The 20,666-nt window shown below is 62.1% G+C and carries 17 protein-coding genes; 14 read left to right on the top strand and 3 right to left on the bottom strand.

All coding sequences use genetic code 11. The annotated features are described in order from the left end of the window. Positions 1-8: 8 nt before the first annotated feature. The 3 genes from chlG to BN3544_RS13820 form a co-directional block, all read right to left on the bottom strand. Positions 9-944 (bottom strand): chlorophyll synthase ChlG, encoded by a 936-nt coding sequence (chlG, locus tag BN3544_RS13830; RefSeq protein ID WP_019429127.1) that lies wholly within the window; start codon positions 942-944, stop codon positions 9-11. A 73-nt stretch (positions 945-1,017) separates the two neighbouring features. After that, positions 1,018-2,406, bottom strand: a complete 1,389-nt coding sequence (ppsR, locus tag BN3544_RS13825; RefSeq protein WP_019429126.1) for a transcriptional regulator PpsR — start codon at positions 2,404-2,406, stop codon at positions 1,018-1,020. Between the two features lie 130 nt (positions 2,407-2,536). Continuing rightward, the gene (locus BN3544_RS13820; RefSeq protein ID WP_019429125.1) at positions 2,537-3,292 is read right to left on the bottom strand and encodes a cobalamin B12-binding domain-containing protein; all 756 of its coding nucleotides are present in this window, start codon (positions 3,290-3,292) and stop codon (positions 2,537-2,539) included. 294 nt (positions 3,293-3,586) lie between these two features. On the opposite strand from BN3544_RS13820, the gene bchF reads away from it, so the two are divergent. The 14 genes from bchF to BN3544_RS13750 are packed head-to-tail and all read left to right on the top strand — an operon-like array spanning position 3,587 to position 20,610. Then, positions 3,587-4,102, top strand: coding sequence for a 2-vinyl bacteriochlorophyllide hydratase (gene bchF, locus BN3544_RS13815; protein WP_019429124.1), 516 nt, complete (start codon positions 3,587-3,589; stop codon positions 4,100-4,102). Then, on the top strand, positions 4,099-5,391 hold the full coding sequence (locus BN3544_RS13810) for a ferredoxin:protochlorophyllide reductase (ATP-dependent) subunit N (RefSeq protein WP_019429123.1): 1,293 nt from the start codon (positions 4,099-4,101) through the stop codon (positions 5,389-5,391). Before bchF ends, BN3544_RS13810 begins: the two co-directional genes overlap by 4 nt. 18 nt (positions 5,392-5,409) lie before the next feature. Then, positions 5,410-7,086, top strand: coding sequence for a ferredoxin:protochlorophyllide reductase (ATP-dependent) subunit B (gene bchB, locus BN3544_RS13805; RefSeq protein ID WP_019429122.1), 1,677 nt, complete (start codon positions 5,410-5,412; stop codon positions 7,084-7,086). Further along, positions 7,061-10,915, top strand: coding sequence for a magnesium chelatase subunit H (locus BN3544_RS13800; protein ID WP_026036492.1), 3,855 nt, complete (start codon positions 7,061-7,063; stop codon positions 10,913-10,915). Before bchB ends, BN3544_RS13800 begins: the two co-directional genes overlap by 26 nt. Then, positions 10,912-11,823 carry a ferredoxin:protochlorophyllide reductase (ATP-dependent) iron-sulfur ATP-binding protein gene (gene bchL, locus BN3544_RS13795; RefSeq protein WP_019429120.1) on the top strand — a complete coding sequence of 304 codons (912 nt, stop codon included), beginning with the start codon at positions 10,912-10,914 and terminating at the stop codon, positions 11,821-11,823. The genes BN3544_RS13800 and bchL overlap by 4 nt, the downstream gene beginning before the upstream one ends. 34 nt (positions 11,824-11,857) lie before the next feature. After that, positions 11,858-12,565 carry a magnesium protoporphyrin IX methyltransferase gene (gene bchM / locus BN3544_RS13790; RefSeq protein WP_019429119.1) on the top strand — a complete coding sequence of 236 codons (708 nt, stop codon included), beginning with the start codon at positions 11,858-11,860 and terminating at the stop codon, positions 12,563-12,565. Continuing rightward, positions 12,562-14,022, top strand: a complete 1,461-nt coding sequence (locus BN3544_RS13785) for a BCD family MFS transporter (RefSeq protein WP_019429118.1) — start codon at positions 12,562-12,564, stop codon at positions 14,020-14,022. Before bchM ends, BN3544_RS13785 begins: the two co-directional genes overlap by 4 nt. Positions 14,023-14,049: 27 nt before the next feature. After that, complete coding sequence (gene puhA, locus BN3544_RS13780; RefSeq protein ID WP_019429117.1) at positions 14,050-14,814, top strand: photosynthetic reaction center subunit H; 765 nt, start codon at positions 14,050-14,052, stop codon at positions 14,812-14,814. Then, positions 14,811-15,464, top strand: coding sequence for a photosynthetic complex putative assembly protein PuhB (puhB, locus tag BN3544_RS13775; protein WP_019429116.1), 654 nt, complete (start codon positions 14,811-14,813; stop codon positions 15,462-15,464). The genes puhA and puhB overlap by 4 nt, the downstream gene beginning before the upstream one ends. After that, positions 15,461-15,961, top strand: a complete 501-nt coding sequence (gene puhC, locus BN3544_RS13770) for a photosynthetic complex assembly protein PuhC (RefSeq protein ID WP_019429115.1) — start codon at positions 15,461-15,463, stop codon at positions 15,959-15,961. The genes puhB and puhC overlap by 4 nt, the downstream gene beginning before the upstream one ends. A gap of 30 nt (positions 15,962-15,991) precedes the next feature. Beyond that, complete coding sequence (gene acsF, locus BN3544_RS13765) at positions 15,992-17,074, top strand: magnesium-protoporphyrin IX monomethyl ester (oxidative) cyclase (protein ID WP_019429114.1); 1,083 nt, start codon at positions 15,992-15,994, stop codon at positions 17,072-17,074. Next, positions 17,068-17,850, top strand: a complete 783-nt coding sequence (puhE, locus tag BN3544_RS13760; RefSeq protein ID WP_026036490.1) for a putative photosynthetic complex assembly protein PuhE — start codon at positions 17,068-17,070, stop codon at positions 17,848-17,850. The genes acsF and puhE overlap by 7 nt, the downstream gene beginning before the upstream one ends. Before the next feature lie 8 nt (positions 17,851-17,858). Continuing rightward, complete coding sequence (locus tag BN3544_RS13755; RefSeq protein WP_019429112.1) at positions 17,859-19,454, top strand: phytoene desaturase; 1,596 nt, start codon at positions 17,859-17,861, stop codon at positions 19,452-19,454. Beyond that, positions 19,441-20,610 (top strand): phytoene/squalene synthase family protein, encoded by a 1,170-nt coding sequence (locus BN3544_RS13750; RefSeq protein WP_231734003.1) that lies wholly within the window; start codon positions 19,441-19,443, stop codon positions 20,608-20,610. Before BN3544_RS13755 ends, BN3544_RS13750 begins: the two co-directional genes overlap by 14 nt. The last annotated feature ends 56 nt before the right edge of the window (positions 20,611-20,666 follow it).

The raw sequence follows: 20,666 nt of genomic DNA, 5'->3' as shown, positions 1-20,666 counted from the left end.
GGAATTGCTCATAGGGTCCCCAAGGTGTTTTGCAGCAAATTCAAGTGGCGCAGGCCCCAGGCGCTGACCATCATGCCGCTGACAAACAGCGGCACGCCAAAGGCCGACACGTGCAAGGCACGTTCAACCGGTTGGCGCAGAAATTTCGCCATCAAGGGGCATTGCAAAACGGCCAAGACCAAGACGGCTGCCGCATGCCAAGGCAGCTGCCAATGGGCCAGCAGCAGCGTCACCGCCACTTGCGGCAGCAGCATGAACACGCAGGCTACGCGCGCTGCGCCGTGCTCGCCCAGTTGAACCGGCAAAGATGCCACACCCATGCGGCGGTCGCCTTCGATGGCCTTGAAATCGTTGAGCGTCATGATGCCGTGCGCACCCGCGCTATAGAGCAGCGCCAGCGCGATGGAATGCGGGCCGGGCCAAGCCCCCCCGAGCATCACAGCAGTGCCGGTGAGCCAGGCCAGACCTTCGTAACTCAGAGCGCAGGCGGTGTTGCCCCACCAGCCGTTGTTTTTGAGGCGCACCGGCGGTGCGCTGTAGGCCCAGGACAAGGCAATCGCCAAGCCGCAAGCCACAAAACCCCAAGAACCCATGAGGGTGGCCCACAGCAGCGACAGCCCTGTCCAGGCGATGGCGATGCCCAAACCCCAGCGGCCGGGCATGCGTCCTGAAGGGATGGGACGGTTCGGTTCGTTGATGGCGTCTACATGCCGGTCAAACCAGTCGTTGACGGCCTGGCTGCTGGCGCAGACCAGCGGTCCGGTGAGCATCAGGCCCAAAAATAGCAAATCCCAGCGGGTTCTCAGGTCCTGGCCAGCGGCCACCGCACCGCAGGCAAAGGCCCACATGGGTGGGAACCAGGTGATGGGTTTGAGCAATTCGGCCACCGTGCCCAGCGCAGGGCGTGTGCGTGGGGACGTGAGAGCGAGGGGCGGTGTGTCCATGCCCCCATTGTGGAGAGCGATTTGAAAATGTCAATCGGGATTGACACTTTGTGTCAATCAATAGGTACAAACTTCAAGAAGCGTCGGCTTCGGCCTCGGCCACCATGCCAAAGCGGCGCAGCTTGACGTAGAGACTTTGGCGCGACAGCCCCAGCATTTCCGCCGCCGAAGCGCGGTTGTTGTGGGTCAGCTCCAGGGCCGCCTCGATGCACATGCGCTCGATGGTGTCCACCGTCTCGCCCACGATGTCCTTGATCGGACGGCGTCCGACGAGTTGCGACAAGTCGGCGAAAGGGTTGGCCTGGCTTTGCGTCACCGACGCACCGCCTTGCAGACGGCGGTCCATGTCGCGCACGAAAAAGGCATACATCGGCTCTGGCCGTGCCAGCCATACCGCCGAGACCTCGACCGGCAACGTCATGCCCGACAGGGTGCGAACTTCGGTCGCAAAATTGCGCACCGGCAACTGCTGGCGCAAGCTGGTATTGAGCACACCCCAATCGACCGCGCCACGCAAGAGCCAGCGCTCCATGTTCTGACCCAACACCTGCGAAGAGGCCGTCAAACCGAGCAAGGCCATGCCCTCTTCGTTGACGCTTTTGATCACACCCGAGGTGTCTGTCAGCAGCCATCCGTCCGGGAACCGCTCCATGGCTTCGCTCAGCGCAGCCGCAGAGCCTACATCATGACGCGGTGCCACGGTGGATTCACGGGTCACCAGACGCACCAGAAATTGAGCCCCGCCCTCCTGGCGAAACACCGTGGCCGAGACGGTCCAGGCCGAGGGCAAACCCGCCACGCGGGCCGAACACATTTCGATGCGACCCGTGGCCAAGGCAATGCGCAGCAAGGACTGCACTTCGCCCTGGCTGTCAGCTTCAAAACATTCGCGCACATCGCGGCCCACCAGGCGTTTGCCTGCGTCTTTCAACAGCGACTGGGCGCCCACATTGGCCTCCAGCACACGCTGGGTGCTGGCGTCGACCATCAGTACGGCCTCGGACGAGGTGTCAAACAGCACGCGGTATCGCGCCTCTATGTGGCGCAGGCGCAAATAGTCGCGCTCCATGGATTGCTGGGTTTCGACCAGGCGGCGTTGCAACTCGGCCAGGCTCTCCAGGTCACGCCCCATGGCCAGCAGGCGACCAGCGCCCAAGGGCAAAAGCACATACTGCAAGGCCACCTCGTTGCCCGCGGGGGCCGTGTGGTTGACATGGCGCCAACGCATCTGCTCGGGAACCCCTTGCGACTGCAGCATTTCCAGGATTTTGGTCCGGCTTTCGGTGGTGACGGTGTCAACCCAGCGGCGCCCGATCCAGCTCTGGCAGCCCAAAGCGGCCAGGGTGTCTCGCCCGATCGAAACGTCCTCGATCACCCCTTGAACGTCCATGACGAGGGTGATGTCAGACACCACCCCCAGCAACTGGGAGAAGGTGGACGGGTCCAAAGAGGGAAGCTTCATGTTGTAAACCAAACGGGTTTGAGCATCAGGAAGTTGACACTTTAATTGATCATATAAGTATAGGCCAATTGACAGTATTCAAGCCCATGAATGTGCGTTTTGAAAGTAACAAAACGCACATTGATGCATTTCAGGAGGTGCTTGGGACACTCAAGGGCATGCGCTGTGTGATCCGCTTCACCGTGGCCGGCGCATCTTCTGCCACCAATTCTGCGGCAATGCCATTCAGGCATTCGGGCTCGAGCAGGGCCATCGGACCCCCCACAAAAATGCGCAAACCCAAGTTGTCTGCACCGGCCTTGAGCTGGGGCAACAGGTTGGCCAAAGCGTCCAGATACCGGTCGGTGCTCACCGAGATGCCCACGGCATCAAACCAGTCCGACTGGAAAAGACGCTTGAACTCGGCAACGTCTTGCGGCACGCCCACGGTCACGGTCCAGCCAGCGCGTTTGAAAAATTCGCTGAGCATAAACAAGCCCATGCTGTGCTGTGCCCCGGGCTCGGTCATCAAGAGCAGGCTCCAGCCGTTGCGCTTTTGTGGGCCCTCTTGCAAAAATTCCGCACTGAAGTCATATAAAAGCTGCTGAAGGTGCGTGGACGCGATGGTGGTCATGGCGAAGTCCAGCCGGTCGGCGCACCACCAGTCACCCAGCAGACGGGCGCAAGGCGTGATGCCTTGCAGATAAATGTCTTCCAACGACTGGCCTTGACGCTGCCAGCCAAACACCACTTGGCGCGCAGCGTCTAAGCCCTGTAGGCAGGCTTGCGCCAGGATCTGGATTTGCGCCAGGTCGATGGCCGACTTGCCAGCAAAAGTGGTCCCCCCAACCAACCGAGGACCAACAGGGCCACCTTGGCGCAGGGCCTCCGGCAAAAGCGGGCTCACCCCCGCTGTCTGGGGCGGGGACTGAGAGTTTTCAAGACTGAATTGCGCCATGACAAGCACCGATCATCAGAGGGATACACCAGCGGCAGACTCCGGGGCGTCGGAGTGCTCGTCGCAAGAGATGCATCGAGCGGGGCATGCGAAGCCCCGAAGAACACAGGCTTGAGTGTGAGCGGCTTACACCTATTTGCATTTAGTGTAAACCCTATAAATCAAAATTACTGTCAATTTTTGTTGACACACTGTAATAGCAGACTTACATTCATTCCAAGTCCCCTCACAAGCAGCTCCACCATGCCCACTTCGCCCGCCCAGGTTTTGTACACGCCAGCGCAACGCGCTCGGCGCAATGCAACGGCCTGGACGCTGGTGCAAGGGGTGTTGGCCCCGGTGCAGTTTTTGATTTTCGGCATCAGCCTGTACCTGGTCGTGCGCAGCCTGCAGACCGGCGAACACACCGACTGGGCCTTGGCCTCGGTGGTACTCAAAACCGGAGTGCTATACGCCATCATGGTCACTGGAGCCATCTGGGAAAAAGTCGTCTTCGGCCGCTATTTGTTTGCCCCCGCCTTCTTTTGGGAGGACTTAGTCAGCATGGGCGTGATGGGCCTGCACACCGCCTATGTCTGGGTCTGGTGGCTAGGGACTTGGAGCGCCACAGACCAGTTGCTACTGGCCCTGGCCGCCTACGGCAGCTACGCCATCAACGCCTTTCAATACATCCGCAAGCTGCGCATGGCGCGGATGCAAAAACACACCGACTCTGAAACCCCTTCTTTGCCCGCATCGGGTGCACAGGCCAGCACATGAGCACCATCATCCCGATCCGCGCCGAAACATCGGCTCAAACCGCAGGTTGCACCGACGTCGTGCCCTTAGTCGAACGCGGCCAACGCGAGGTTTTTTGCGGCCTGACCGGCATCATTTGGCTGCACCGCAAAATCCAGGACGCTTTCTTTTTGGTGGTGGGCTCACGCACCTGCGCCCACCTGATCCAGTCGGCGGCGGGCGTGATGATCTTTGCCGAACCCCGCTTTGGCACTGCCATCATCGACGAGCGCGACCTAGCGGGTCTGGCCGATGTGCACGAAGAACTCGACCGCGTGGTCGGACAGTTGCTGGCGCGCCGTCCCGATATCCGCTTGTTGTTTTTAGTGGGCTCATGCCCGTCCGAGGTCATCAAGCTCGATTTGTCCCGTGCCGCCGAGCGCCAAAACCAGATCCACCACCCTGCGGTGCGCGTACTGAACTACTCGGGCAGCGGCATCGAAACCACTTTCACCCAAGGCGAAGACGCCTGCCTGGCTGCGATGGTTCCTGGTTTGCCGACCAGCACTGACATGGCCCCCGCCCTGATGGTGGTCGGCACCCTGGCCGATGTGGTCGAAGACCAGATGCGCAGCCTGTTTGATCGCATGGGTTTGCAGGTCAGCTTCTTCCCACCGCGCAACAGCCAGGCCATGCCCGTGGTCGGCCAGAACACCCGCTACCTTTTAGCCCAGCCCTTCTTGGCCGACACCGCCCGCGCCCTGCAGTCGCGCGGCGCGCAGCATCTGCCAGCCCCCTTTCCTCTGGGTGTGGAAGGCACCACCGCCTGGCTGCAAGCGGCCGCCAACGAATTTGGCGTGGCCCCTGAGGTGTTTGAACAGGCCACCGTCGCCCCGCGCCAACGCGCCAACAAAGCCCTGGCCGTACAACGCCAAATGTTGCAGGGCCAGCGCATCTTTTTCTTCCCCGACTCACAGCTCGAAATCCCGCTGGCGCGCTTTGTGCATCGCGAACTGGGCATGGATTTGGTGGAAGTGGGCACGCCTTATTTGCACCGCCAGCACATGGCTGCCGAACTCGCCTTGCTGCCCGAGGGCACGCGCATCAGTGAAGGACAGGACGTGGACCTGCAGCTCGACCGCTGCATGGTCGATGCGCCTGATCTGGTCGTTTGTGGTCTCGGTTTGGCAAACCCCTTGGAGGCGCAAGGTATCACCACCAAATGGGCCATCGAATTGGTCTTCACACCCATCCAGGGCTACGAACAAGCGGCCGATTTGGCCGGACTGTTCAGTCGCCCGCTCAAGCGCCGTCTGAAACTGGCCGCTTGATCTGCGCAGGAACACCCCATGCAACTGACGCTCTGGACTTACGAAGGACCGCCTCATGTGGGCGCGATGCGCGTGGCCACCGCCATGACGGACGTGCACTACGTGCTGCACGCCCCACAAGGCGACACCTACGCCGACCTGCTGTTCACCATGATCGAGCGCTTGCCACGCCGCCCGCCCGTCACCTACACCACCTTCCAGGCGCGTGATCTGGGCGGCGACACGGCCGAGCTGTTCAAGGATGCTGCCCGCCAAGCCATGGCCCGTTTCAATCCTGCCGCCATGCTGGTGGGCTCGTCTTGCACTGCCGAGCTGATCCAAGACGACCCGGGCGGTTTGGCCCAAGCTCTGCAGCTGCCGATTCCAGTGGTGGCGCTGGAGTTGCCGTCCTACCAGCGCAAGGAAAACTGGGGCGCGAGCGAAACCTTTTACCAACTGTGCCGCCACTTGGTGCACAAGCCTGCCGTCCCATCCGAAACAGCCGAGAAGCCCGCCAAAAGCCGCCCCACCTGCAACCTGCTTGGCCCCAGCGCCCTGGGCTTTCGCCACCGCGACGATGTCAAGGAAATCACGCAGCTCTTGAACCAACTCGGTGTGGATGTGGCAGTTGTCGCGCCTTTGAACGCGAGCGTCGCCGACTTGCACCGGCTGGCCGAAGCCGACTTCAACGTGGTGCTCTACCCCGAGATCGGCTTGGCCTCCGCCCAGTGGCTGCAGCGCCAGTTTGACCAGCCCTACACCAAGACCGTGCCCTTGGGCAGCCACGCCACGCGCGACTTCATTGCCGAAGTCTGCTCCCTGACCGGTCTGCCCCTGCCAGCACAAGACCCCGCCAACGCAAACGCCCATTGGTATGCCAAGTCGGTCGACTCGACCTACCTGACCGGCAAGCGCGTTTACATCTTTGGCGACGCCACGCACGTCGTGGCCGCTGCCCGCATCGCCAGCCAAGAGATGGGTTTTGAGGTGGTGGGCCTGGGCACTTACAGCCGCGAGTTTGCCCGCGAAGTGCGTGAAGCTGCCAAGCGCTACGGCGTCGAAGCCCTGATCACCGACGACTACCTGGAAGTCGAAACCGAGATTAACGCCCTGCAGCCCGAGCTGATTTTGGGCACGCAAATGGAACGCCACATCGCCAAGCGCCATGGCATTCCCTGCGCGGTGATTTCGGCCCCAGTGCATGTGCAAGACTTCCCCGCCCGCTACGCCCCGCAAATGGGTTTTGAAGGTGCGAATGTGCTGTTTGACACCTGGGTCCACCCGCTGATGATGGGGCTCGAAGAACACCTGATCGGCATGTTCCGCGAAGACTTCGAGTTCCACGCCGGGGCTGCGCCATCGCATTTGGGCAGCACCCGGCCTGCGGCTGAAAACCTAGCCCCGACCACTGCCGCAGCGGCGGCACCGACCGCAACCCCTGCGCCCACGACCGTTGCGCCTGCAGCATCACGCGTTACCGATAGCCTTCAAGCCAAAGGCTTGACAAGCGATGGCCTCCAAGTCGTCGCGCAGCCTGCCCAAGCCGCTTCGAACCAGGCCACCTGGAGTCCCGAAGCCGAAAAGGAGCTGGGCAAGATCCCGTTCTTTGTGCGCGGCAAAGCGCGCCGCAACACCGAGCGATTTGCCCAAGACCTGGGCGTGGCGACCATCACCGTGGAGACGCTCTACGATGCCAAAGCCCACTTCAGCCGGTAAACAGGCCTCATCCAACACACCACGCATGAGCGTGGTGCTGTTGACCATGGACAGCCACCTGGCCAGCGCAGCAGACAGCGCCGCCGAACGCCTGGCGCGCGACCTGCCTGGCCTGCACCTGCAAACCCACAGCGCCTCGGCTTGGCGTGACAGCGACAAAGCCCTGGCCACGGTGCTCGCCGCTGTGGCGCAGGCCGATCTGGTCATCGTCACCATGCTCTTCATGGAAGACCATTTCCTGCCGGTGCTCGATGCGCTGCAGGCTCGGCGCGAACACTGCGACGCCATGGTCTGCATCATGTCAGCCCCGCAAGTCACGCAACTCACCCGCATGGGCAAGCTGGTCATGGGCCGAGAATCAGGCGGGTTGATGGCCTTACTCAAAAAGCTGCGCCCCAGCGCCAAAAACAAAGACACGGGTTCAGAGACCGGCGCACCTTCGAGTGCGGGAGCCAAGCAAATGGCCATGCTGCGCCGGCTGCCCAAGCTGCTGCGCTTCATCCCCGGCACCGCGCAAGACCTGCGCCTGTTTTTCTTGACCATGCGCTACTGGCTGGCCGGTTCCGAGCACAACATTGAGCACCTGGTCAAAACCCTGGTGCACCGCTACGCCCAAGGCCCGCGCGAGCCCCTGCGCGCCCTGGCCCAGCCCGAAGACCCGATCGAATACCCCGAAGTGGGCCTGTACCACCCGCAGATGAAAAACCGCATCAGCGAACAGTTGAGCGACCTGCCCGGCCACGGCCGCAAAGACCAGCCTGCTGTGGGCCTGCTGCTGCTGCGCTCGTATTTGCTGGCGGGCAACACTGCGCATTACGACGCCGTTATCGCTTCGCTGCAAGCGCGTGGCCTGCGCGTCATCCCCGCCTTTGCCAGCGGCCTAGATGCCCGCCCGGCCATGGACCGTTTTTTCAAGCCCGGCGTGGGCACGAAGATCCAGTCACTGGTATCGCTCACCGGTTTTTCGCTGGTCGGCGGCCCTGCCTACAACGACGCCAGCGCCGCCGAAGTGGCCCTGAGCGAACTTGATGTGCCCTACATCGCTGCGCACCCGCTGGAGTTCCAGTCGATTGAGCAATGGGGCGACTCCACACGCGGCCTGTTGCCGGTAGAAAACACCATCATGGTGGCCATCCCCGAGCTCGACGGCTCGATCTTGCCCATGGTTTATGGCGGCCGCCCTGGCCCCGCCGGTCAAACCTGCCACGGCTGCGACAAACGCTGCACTTTTCCCAGCGGCCCGCGCAGCCAAGACATGTTCACCTGCAGCGAGCGCACCGAGATGCTCACCGCCCGTGTCGAGCGCCTGGTGCGCTTGCGCGACAAACCACGCACCGAGCGCAAGCTAGCTATCGTTCTGTTCAACTTTCCGCCCAATGCAGGCAGCGTGGGCACCGCCGCTTACCTGTCTGTCTTCCAGTCGCTGTTCAACACCTTGCAACGCTTGTCGCTTGAAGGCTACCAAGTCACCTTGCCAGACAGCGTGGACGACCTGCGCACCCGCCTCTTGCAAGGCAACGCCAGCCAGTACGGCACGCAGGCCAATGTGCTGCACGCCATCGACACCGGCCACCATGTGCAACACGAGCGTTGGTTGAATGAAATCGAAGCGCAGTGGGGCCCAGCCCCTGGCAAGCACCTGACCAACGGCCAATCGATCTTTGTGCTGGGTGCAGACTTTGGCCAGGTGGTGGTCACGGTGCAACCTGGCTTTGGCTACGAGGGCGACCCGATGCGACTGCTGTTTGAAACCGGCTGCGCCCCCACCCACGCCTTCAGCGCCTTTTACCGCTACCTGCGCGATGACTACGCGGCCGATGCGGTGTTGCACTTTGGCACGCATGGCGCGCTCGAATTCATGCCTGGCAAACAAACCGGACTATCAGCCCAGTGCTGGCCCGACCGACTGATCGGTGCGCTGCCCAATGTCTACCTCTACGCGGCCAATAACCCATCAGAAGGCGCATTGGCCAAACGCCGGGGCGCAGCCACGCTGGTCAGCTACCTCACACCCTCACTCACGCACTCGGGTCTTTACAAGGAACTGGTGAGCCTGCAGCAATCGATTGAGCGTTGGCAGCAAATGGGCCCCGACCAAGCCCAGGATCGTGAATGCCTGACGGCGTTGATTCACGAGCAAGCGAAAAGCATCGACTTGACCGTGCCCACCCCCTCGGACACAGCAGCAACAGATGACGCTACTGCCTGGATCGAACAACTGCAAAACCAGTTGCTCGAGCTTGAATACGCGCTGATTCCAGAAGGCCTGCACGTTATGGGCCAAGCCCCCACCCGCGAGCAACGGCTGGGCACACTCCAAGTGATGGCCGACGCCATGGGCTTGAGTGCAGCACGAAACCCCGCACTCATGGATGCCCTGGTCGACGGTGCCAGCGAAGCGCAACTGAACGCGCAATTCAGCACCGACCTGATCGCAAACGACAAATCGCAAGCACAAGCACAGACTGAAAGCCTGCGCCAGCTGGTGCGCAGCAACCGTCTGCTGGGCGAAGACCACGAAATGCAAGGCCTGATGCGAGCGCTTGACGGCCGCTACCTGCCACCCGCCCCCGGCGGTGACCTGATCCGCAACCCTAACGTGCTGCCCACCGGTCGCAACCTGCACGGCCTAGACCCCTTCAGAATGCCCTCGGCCTTTGCGGTGCGCGACGGCATGCGCCAAGCCGACAAACTCTTGGCGCGCTACCAACAAGACCACCAGACCCTGCCCGAGACCGTGGCCATGGTGCTGTGGGGCACCGATAACCTCAAGACCGAAGGCAGCCCCATGGCGCAAGCCCTGGCCTTGATGGGCGCAGCGCCGCGCTTTGACAGCTATGGCCGCCTGGCTGGCGCGCAGCTGATTCCTTTGGCCGAGTTGGGACGCCCGCGCATCGACGTGGTGATCACCTTGTCGGGCATCTTCCGCGATCTGCTGCCGATGCAAATTCGCCTGCTGGCCGAAGCCGCGTTTTTGGCAGCCAGCGCCGACGAACCGGCTGCGCAAAACTTTGTTCGTCAACATGCCCTGGCCTATTTGGCCGAGCACGAAGGCAGCAACATGGAATGCGCCGCGCTGCGCGTATTCGGCAACACGGAAGGGGCTTACGGCGCCAACGTGAACCATCTGGTCGACAGCAGCTGCTGGGAAAACGAGAACGAACTCGGCGAAGCCTTCACGCAACGCAAAGGTTTTGCCTACGGCCGAGAAGGCCGCCCGGTGCGCAACACTGCCGTGCTGCAAAGCGCGCTGGCCAGTGTCTCGCTGACCTACCAGAACCTCGACTCGGTCGAGCTGGGCGTGACCAGCATCGACACCTACTTCGACACCCTGGGCGGCATCAGCCGCGCCGTACTGCAGGCCAAGCACCAACGCGACGGCAATGCCGCCGAAGCGCCACCTGTGTTCATTGGCGACCAGACCCAAGGCGACGGCGTGGTGCGCAGTCTGACCGAACAAGTGGCACTCGAAACTCGCACCCGCATGCTGAACCCCAAGTGGCACGAAAGCATGCTGCAGCATGGCTATGAGGGCGTGCGCCAAATCGAAGCGCACCTGACCAACACCATGGGCTGGTCGGCCACCACAGGGCAAGTGCAACCCTGGGTCTACCAACAGCTGGCCCAGACCTTTGTACTGGACCCTGCCATGCGCGAGCGTATGGCCCAACTCAACCCCACCGCATCGGCCAAAGTGGCCAACCGCCTGCTGGAGGCCACGCGCCGCCAGTACTGGCAACCCGACGCCGAGACCATGTCAGCCCTGCTGCGTGCCGGCGAAGAACTTGAAGACCGCCTCGAAGGCATACAAGAAGGACTCCCAGCATGATCGAAACCACCAGCATTCCGGTGAACAGCATCCAGAGGGTCCGCGGGGCCGATGGCGAGGGCAGCGTGCAGTTCCAGATGGACCCCACCGTCAAGATCGGCACCGCCAAGGTGTTTGCGGTCTACGGCAAGGGCGGCATCGGCAAAAGCACCACGTCTTCCAACCTGTCCGTGGCTTTCAGCAAGCTGGGCAAGCGCGTGCTGCAAATCGGCTGCGACCCCAAGCACGACTCCACCTTCACCCTGACCAAAAAGCTCATGCCCACCGTGATCGACGCGCTCGAAACGGTGGACTTTCATGCCGAGGAACTGCGCCTCGATGACTTTGTGTTCAAAGGCTACAACGGCGTGATGTGCGTGGAAGCCGGTGGCCCGCCCGCAGGCACAGGCTGCGGTGGTTATGTGGTCGGACAGACCGTAAAACTGCTCAAAGAACATCACCTGCTCGAAGACACCGATGTGGTGATTTTTGACGTGCTGGGCGACGTGGTGTGCGGCGGTTTTGCCGCCCCGCTACAACACGCCGACCGGGCGCTGATCGTGACCGCCAATGACTTCGACTCTATCTTTGCGATGAACCGCATCGTGCAAGCCATCGGTGCCAAGGCCAAGAACTACAACGTGCGTCTGGGCGGCGTGATCGCCAATCGCAGCGACGCGACCGACCAGATCGACAAATACAACGCGGTCACCGGCCTCAAGACCATGGCGCACTTCCCCATGCTTGACGAGATCCGCAAGAGCCGCTTGCAAAAGTGCACCCTGTTCGAGCTGGAGCCCACACCGGCTGTGAAAGCCGTGCAAGACGAGTACATGCGCCTGGCTGCAGCCCTGTGGCTGGGGGCCGACCCGCTGCCATCCATTCCCATGAAAGACCGCGACATTTTTGACCTGCTGGGTTTCGACTAAAGCCCGCTCAAAAACAAGCCAAGAAAGTCACCCGATGAACACCACCGCCTACGAACAACGCCGCAGCCAGATCGAGCACTACTTTGACCGCACCGCGGCAGATGCCTGGGCGCGCCTGACCTCGAACGAGCCGGTGGGCCGCATCCGCGCCACCGTGCGCGCCGGGCGCGACGCCATGCGCGAGACCCTGCTGTCGTGGTTGCCACAAGACCTGCGCGGCCTGCGCGTGCTCGATGCCGGTTGTGGCACGGGTGCGCTGGCTATGCAAGCGGCCCTGCGTGGGGCCGAGGTGGTGGCCATCGACCTCTCGCCCGCCCTGGTCAAGCTCGCTGGCGAACGCATGGCGGCAGAGCACCCCAGCCTGCCCGGCTCGGTACAGTTTTTGTCGGGCGACATGCTCAGCCAGGATCTCGGTCACTTCGACCATGTGGTCTGCATGGACTCGCTCATTCACTACGACAGCGACCAGATTGCGCACGCGCTGGCCGGACTGGCGCAGCGCACCCGTGGCTCCATGGCCTTCACCTTTGCGCCACGCACACCACTGCTGGCCTTGATGCACAGCGTGGGACGTTTGTTTCCGCGCAGCGACCGCTCGCCGTCGTTGTCGCCTGTCGCGCACGCCGATTTGCTGCACCGTATGCAAACCCAGCCCGATTTGCAAGGCTGGCAAGGCGCTCGCATGCAACGCGTGGCCAGCGGCTTTTACACCTCACAAGCCTGGGAGTGGACCCGCTCATGAAACTGCGTATCCCGGTCCCCCGCTGGCTCACCGCTTACGGCACACGCTTCATGCCGTTTGCCGACGCGGCCTCGCCCGAGCTGCCGATGGGGCGCCTGCTGCGCCTGTCGCTGTTCCAGGTGGTGATCGGCATGGTCACAGCGCTGTTGGTAGGCACGCTCAACCGGGTCATGATCGTGGAGTTGCAGATGCCCACTTGGTGGGTCGCTTTGGCCGTCGCCATTCCCATGGTGTTTGCCCCCTTGCGCACGCTGATCGGCTACCGCAGCGACACCCACCCCTCGGCGCTGGGTCTGCGCCGCATTCCTTACCTTTGGACCGGCACCTTGCTGCTGTTTGGCGGCCTGTCCATCATGCCCTTTGCCGTGCTCCTCTTGTCAGAGGCGGGTCATGCCAACGCCTGGATCGGCCAGATCGGTGCCTGCCTGGCCTTTGTGCTGGTGGGTGCGGGCATCCAGGTCACGCAAACCGCTGGTATGGCGCTGGCCCACGATCTGGCCAGCGACGACAAACGTCCCCGCGTGGTGGCCTTGCTTTACAGCATGCTGTTGGTGGGCATGATCGCCAGCAGCACGGTGTTCGGCTGGGTGTTGAATGATTTCAGCCCGCAAAAACTCGTCCAGCTGGTGCAAGGCTGCGCGGTAATGGTGGCGCTGATGAACCTGGCCTCGCTGTGGAAACAAGAGGCCCGAAGTGCCAAGCGCGGCCAGCGCGAAACCGGTGGCTTTGCCAGCAGCTGGCGTGACCTGATGGCCCAGCCCCAGATGCGTCGCTTCCTGTGGACCCTGGCCTTGGGCACCTTTGCCTTCAACATGCAAGACATCGTTCTCGAGCCCTATGCGGCCGAGATTTTGAAGCTCGATGTGGGCAAGACCAGCGCCTTGACGGCGCTCAGCGCAGGCGGGTCCTTGTTGGCTTTTCTCTTGTCGGCGCGCTGGCTTGTCGGTGGTTTGCATGCCTGCCGCCTGGCCAGCCTGGGCATTGTGCTGGGTTTGCCCGCATTTGCCATGGTGATTTTCTCGGGTCCGCTGGAGGCGGCTTGGATGTTCCGCATCGGAGTTGCCCTGATCGGCTTCAGTGCCGGTCTGTTTTCAGTGGGCATGCTGGTCACCGCGATGGGCATGGCGCAAGACGGCAGCCCGCTCGGTCACTTGGCCGGCTTGGTGATGGGCACCTGGGGCGCAGTGCAAGCCACCAGTGCAGGTGCGGCGATGGCGTTGGGTGGCGCGCTGCGTGACGGCGTGTCGGTGCTGGCCATGTCGGGCGCGTTGGGAGAGGTGCTGGTCACCCCCATCACCGCCTACAGCTTCGTCTACCACCTTGAAATGTATTTGTTGTTTGTCGTGCTGGTGGCACTGGGCCCCATGTTGCGCGCCAGCCGTTTAGCTGCCCGCGCTCAAGCCCAAAACCCCGGTCAACCCGTCCCCCCTTTTGGCCTCGCACAACTGCCGGGCTGATGCACCGATTTTTTGAAGGAGACAGCCATGGAAACAGGCGCAATCACACAGTACGTCGATGTGGCCCAAATTGTTTTGTACATGTTTTGGGCATTCTTTGCGGGGCTGATTTATTACCTCTTGCGTGAGAATCACCGTGAGGGCTACCCCATGGATTCGGGCCGCGACAACGGCCCCAAAATCGAAGGCTGGCCACCTGTGCCCGCGCCCAAGGCCTTCAAAACGCAAGACGGTCATACCTACCTGTCGCCCGATTTGGCCCGCCCCGACGGCGAATACAACGCACAGCCCATGCACGGCTGGAACGGCGCACCGCTGGAGCCGCTGGGTGACCCCCTGCTGGCGGGAGTAGGCCCGGGCGCGTGGGCCATGCGCGCCGATGTCCCCGACATGGACCCGCATGGTCAGCCCAAAATTGTGCCTCTGCGTGTGGCGACTGATCATTCGGTCGCCAAACAAGATGTGGATCCCCGTGGCTTGCCGGTTTGGGGCGCGGACAAGGTCGTCGCAGGGACTGTGGTGGAGCTCTGGGTGGACCGCATGGAAATGCTTTTCCGCTACGCCGAAGTGCAGCTGGCAGGCTCAGACAAACGTGTCTTGTTGCCCATGACCTTTGCACGCATCAAAAAAGACGGCACGCATGTGCAGGCAATTCTTGGCCACCAGTTTGTGAACGTGCCGCAGACGAAATCACGCGAGAAAATCACCTTGCTCGAAGAAGAAAAAATCACCGCCTACTACGGCGCGGGCACCTTGTACGCCACCCCCGAGCGTCAGGAGCCCATCCTGTGAAAGCCACCCACGAACACGAATGGGAAGCCGCCCCCGGCTTGCCCAGTGCCTTGCCCCCGGGCGAGCGCGTGGTCTGGCAGGGCGCGCCCGATTGGCGCAGCCTGGCGGTGCACGCCTTTCATGTGCGCAAGGTCGCGCTGTACTTTGCGCTGATGCTGGCAGTGCAGGCCATCAACCTGACGGCTCCCGAAGGGCAAGTCGACTGGAAACCCTGGGTGGTCGCAGGCAGCCTCTACACCCTGGCCCTGGCCCTGCTCTTGGGCACCGCCTGGATGTCGGCGCGCAGCACGCTTTACACGCTCACCAACAAGCGCGTGGTCATGCGCATCGGCATTGTGCTGACGCTGACCTTCAACCTGCCCTTCAAACGCATCGCGGGTGCATCTCTGAAGCCCCAGGCCAAAGGCATGGGCGACATCGCGCTAGCCCTGAACCCTGAAGACCGCATCGGCTGGGCTCACCTGTGGCCACACCAGCGCGCCTGGTACATCACCCAGCCGCAACCCACCATGCGCTGCGTGCACGACAGCCAGCAAGTGGGCGAGCAATTGCTGGCCCTGTGGCGCGCAGAACGTGCGAAACAAAGCCTGCAACTGGGCGATGCTCCTGTGAAAAGCCAAGCCGCGCCACCCAACGGGATGCTGGCATGAGCACCCTGCCCCAACACCAGTGGCAGCAAAACCGCCCAACCCCTCAGACCTCAGGGCTCAACCGGCCCATGGCCTGGATTGGCGTCATGCTGCTGGCCATGCTGGTGGCCGTGAGTCTGGCCCGTTGGTCGGGGCTGGACACGCGCACGCCCGACGCCGCTGTGCAGTGGCAGCGCGATCTGCAGTTTCGCGATCTGCCCGGCGGCGACATCGCTGTGCTGGACAGCGCAAGTGGTCAACCCGTGGCCCGTTTCACGGGAGAGCAGGGCTTTTTGCGCAGCACCTTGCGGGCGCTTGCTCGCGAACGCCACCGCGAAAAAATCGGCAGCGATGCCCCCTTTGTGCTGATCGGCCGCACCGACGGCCGCCTGACTTTGCAGGACCCGAGCACCGGACAGCGCATTGACCTGGAGTCGTTTGGCCCCAGCAACGCGGCTGTGTTTGCAGGCCTCAGGCTGGCGGGCACCGACAAAGCCCCATGGACATCCACCCCTTGACATTGATTGAACCCGCACCGGAGAACCACCATGAACGCCACCGCTGTCCACACCATCGAAACCGCTGATGACGCCAACAAAAAAGCGGTGCACAGCGACATGATCAGCCCGCGTTTTTACACCACCGACTTCGCCGCCATGGACCGCATCAACATCGAGCCGGTGCGCGCCGAGTGGGACAAGATGATGGCCGAGTACGAGGGCGACAACAATCACGACCATTTCCAACGGGACGAAGCCTTTGCGGGTGAAGTGGCTGCAGGCATGGCCAGCCTCTCGCCCGAGATGCGCCAGGAATTCATGGACTTTCTGGTCAGCTCGCTCACCTCCGAGTTTTCTGGCTGCGTACTCTACAACGAGATCCGCAAGAACGTCAGCAACCCCGACATCAAGCAGCTGATGACCTATCTGGCACGGGACGAATCACGCCACGCGGGCTTCATCAACCTCTCGCTGCGCGACTTCAATCTGGGCATCGACCTGGGTAACCTCAAGCGCACCAAAAAATACACGTTCTTCAAGCCAAAATACATTTACTACGCGACCTACCTGTCCGAAAAAATCGGCTACGCCCGCTACATCACCATATTTCGCCAGCTCGAAAAGCACCCTGAAAAACGCTTTCACCCCATCTTTCGCTGGTTCGAGCTGTGGTGCAACGACGAGTTCCGCCACGGTGAATCGTTTGCCCTGATCATGCGCGCCAACCCCAAGCTGCTCAGTGGCGGCAACAAGTTGTGGATCCGGTTTTTCCTGCTGGCCGTGTACGCCACCATGTTCGTGCGTGACCACACTCGCCCCATGTTGCACGAAGCCATGGGCCTCGATTCGAGCGAGTACGACTACCAGGTGTTTCGCATCACCACCGCCATCACGCAGCAGGTCTTCCCGGTGGCGCTCGACACCGACCACCCCGACTTTCGTCGGGGCCTGGAGCGGCTGTTTGCCTTGTCGAAATCCATGGAAAAAGCCAAGGCCCGAGGCGGCCTGGTGGGGAAGCTACAGCAAGGCGTGTGCGCCGTCAAAGCCGCGGCCACTTTTGCCCGCCTGTACTTCATGCCCGTCATTCAACAAGACCTGTCGCCCCAAGTGCGCATGGAACCGGCATGGTGAATGAAGTCGTCTGGGCCTGCGTTTTCACGGCCCTGTGCTGGTGGCTCGGCACGGGGGTGATCCTGTGGCTCGACCGGCTGCCCGCGCACAGCTTCCGTTTCAGCCTGGCCGGCTGGACGGTGCTCTTGGCTTTGAGTTTTGGCGGCGTCGCCCACAGCATGCAAGAGGTCAGCGTGTTCAACGCCTACCTCGCTTTTGGCAGCGTGATCGTGATGTGGGGTTGGCACGAGTTGGCCTTTTTGACTGGTTGGATCACCGGACCGCGCAAAACACCTCTGGATGCAGGGGCCACCGGTTGGTCGCGTTTTGTGCAGTCGGTACAGGTCATGCTGTACCACGAGCTGGCCTTGCTGGCCAACTTTGCCGCGCTCTGGTGGATGCAAGAAGGACAGCCCAGCCATGTGGCCATTTGCACCTTTGCGCTGCTGTGGTGCATGCGCCTTTCAGCGAAACTCAATTTGTTTTTTGGCGTGCCACAAAACGGTGCGCAATATTTGCCCACCCACCTGAAATACCTCGCCAGTTATTTCCGCACCCGCGACATGACGCTGTGGTTCGTGCTCTCAATGGGCATCGCCATGGGCACCTGGTTCTGGCTTGTGTGGCTGGCCCAGAAAGGGGCGGTGGCCATCACCACGGGCTGGGTCATGCTGGCCACGCTGCTGGGGCTGGCCATTGTTGAACACATCATCATGATTTTTCCTTGGCCACTGGAGCGGCTGTGGGGTTGGGCCATGGGCCAGACCACCAAACCGGCTTTGACCACACCCCCCTGAAGGCCCCCATGAACACCCTGACCCAATCGCTCAGCCCTCAGCTCACCCCAGCTTTGCGCGCCGATGGCTTTGACACCCCAGCCGCGCCCCAGCGCCCCGTGACCGAAGCCATCAGCCGCACCCGCCAACGCCCCGTGGCCGTGGTGATCGGTAGCGGCTTTGGTGGGCTGGCTGCAGCGATTCGGCTGAGCGTCAAGGGCTACGACGTCAAGGTTTTTGAAAAACTCGATGCCCCCGGTGGCCGCGCTTATGTGCACCACCAGGACGGTTTCACTTTCGATGCCGGGCCCACCATCATCACCGCCCCTTTTTTGCTCGAAGAGCTGTGGGCACTGTGCGGCAAAAGCTTTGCGGGCGACGTGCGGTTGGTGGCCATGGACCCGTTTTACCGCGTTCGGTTTTCAGACGGTACTTGGTTCGACTACAACGGGGACGCCGAGCACATGCGTGCCGAAGTGGCCCGCTTTGAACCGGCTGACCTGCCCGGCTACGAACGCTTTTTGCAAGAAGCCGAACGCTGCAAGACATTGGGCTTTGAAGGCATGGGCGACATGGCTTTTGACAAGGTGAGCGACCTGGCGGCCGCCATCCCCGACTTTTTGCGCATGGGCGCTTGGCGCAGCCTTTACAGCCTGGTGGCTAAACACATCCGCAACGACAAGCTGCGCACCGTGATGAGCTTTCACCCGCTGCTGATCGGCGGCAATCCGTTTGCCGTGACCTGCGCCTACGCCCTCATTAATTCGCTGGAACGAACCTGGGGTGTGCACTCTGCCATGGGCGGCACAGGAGCCATTGTGAAAGGCTTGGTCGGCTTGTTGGAAGAGCGCGGTGTCCCCTTGCGCTACAACGCACCCGTGACGCAAATTCGCATCGAAAACGGCCATGCCTGTGGTGTCGAATTGCAAAGCGGTGAGTTCGTGCCCGCCGACATCGTGGTGAGCAACGGCGATACCGCCTGGACTTACAAAAATCTGGTGGCCACCGAGCACCGCCGTGTCTGGACCGACCGCAAGATTGCGCGAGGGAAATACTCGATGGGCTTGTTTGTCTGGTACTTCGGCACCTCGCGTCAGTACCAAGACATACCGCACCACATGATGGTGCTGGGCCCGCGCTACCAAGGCCTGCTGCATGACATTTTCAAAAAACACAAACTGGCTGATGACTTCAGCCTGTATCTGCACCGCCCCACCGCAACCGACCCCTCGCTGGCGCCAGAGGGCTGCGACACCTTTTATGTGCTCTCGCCCGTCCCGCACCTGGACAGCGGCACCGACTGGCCCGCCTTTGCCGAGAGTTACCGCGCGGCCATTGCCGAGAGCCTCGAAGCCAGCGTGCTGCCCGGCTTGCGCGCATGTGTCGTGACCAGCAAGGTCAGCACGCCGCAGGACTTTCAAGACAACTTGTGGTCCTACAAAGGCGCAGGCTTTGGCCTTGAGCCGCTGCTGCTGCAAAGCGCGTGGTTTCGCCCGCACAACCGCAGCGAAGATGTGCCGGGTTTGTATGTGGTGGGCGCCAGCACGCACCCGGGCGCGGGTGTGCCCGGTGTACTGATGTCGGCCAAGGCTTTGGAATCGGTGGTGCCCCATGTCCCAGCCTGAACGTATGCCCAGCGCGGCAGACACGCATCACCTGCGCGCAGTGACCACGCCCACAGCCTTTGCGAACCAAGACACAGAACCCACAGTGCCTGTGGCCTTGAAAGAACTCGACTTCGACTCGCTCGACTTACAGGCTTGTGTAGCCATGATGCAAGGGGGCTCCAAAACCTTTTTTGCGGCCAGCCGCTTACTGCCACCGCGTGTGCGCACCGCCGCCATTGCGTTGTATGCATTTTGCCGCGTGGCCGATGACCTGGTGGATGAAGCTTCACCCAGCGACACACCTTTGCAGGTGTTGCAATCGCGCCTGGACGCCATCTACGCAGGCACCCCACACGACCACGTCGAAGACCACGCCCTGAGCCTCTTGGTGCAGCAATATAAGTTGCCCCGCCATTTGCTGGACGCGCTGATTGAAGGCTTTGCCTGGGACGCGGCCGGGCGGACATACAACAGCATCGAAGACCTGCATGCCTATGGCGCCCGAGTGGCGGGCAGTGTGGGTGCAATGATGAGCTGGATCATGGGGCCGCAAAGCATGGACACCCTGGCGCGCGCCTGCGAACTGGGCGTGGCCATGCAGCTGACCAACATCGCTCGCGATGTAGGGCATGACGCCCGGATTGGCCGTTTGTACCTGCCGCGTCGCTGGTTGATCGAGGCTGGTGTCCAGCCCGATGCTTGGCTGGCCCAGCCCACCTTCTCGCCCGCCATCGCCCAAGTGGTGACGCGCTTGCTCGACGAAGCCGACCGCCTCTACAAGCAAGCGCATTCGGGCATCGCTGCGCTGCCGCCCGACTGCCGCGCTGCCATTTGTGCGGCCAGCGTGATCTACGCCGAGATCGGCCACCAGCTGCGCCGTGAAGGCCTGGACTCGGTCAACAAGCGCACAGTGGTCAGCACCACGCGCAAGCTCATGCTGCTGGCCAGCGCCTGGACCCAGGTGCACTGGATCAGGGTAAGTGAGCACACCCCTGAGCCGCTGGCCGCCATCGTCGGTATGGTGCAAAGCTGCCGAGATGCCACACCGGTAAGTGGTCACAAAGCCTATTTCCCCAACCGCGCCATGCCCCAACGCGTGGCCTGGATGTTCGATCTGCTTGAGCGCCGTGAAGCCGCTCGCCTGGGTCTAAACCCTCCACAACAAACGCCTTGAGTGCCAGACCTGCGCTCAAAGCCAAGGCCATCAACCGCCACCGAAACGGGACCACC

Source organism: Limnohabitans sp. Rim47 (assembly GCF_001517545.1).
Lineage (GTDB): Bacteria > Pseudomonadota > Gammaproteobacteria > Burkholderiales > Burkholderiaceae_C > Limnohabitans_A.
This window is presented reverse-complemented; position numbering and strand designations above follow the sequence as displayed.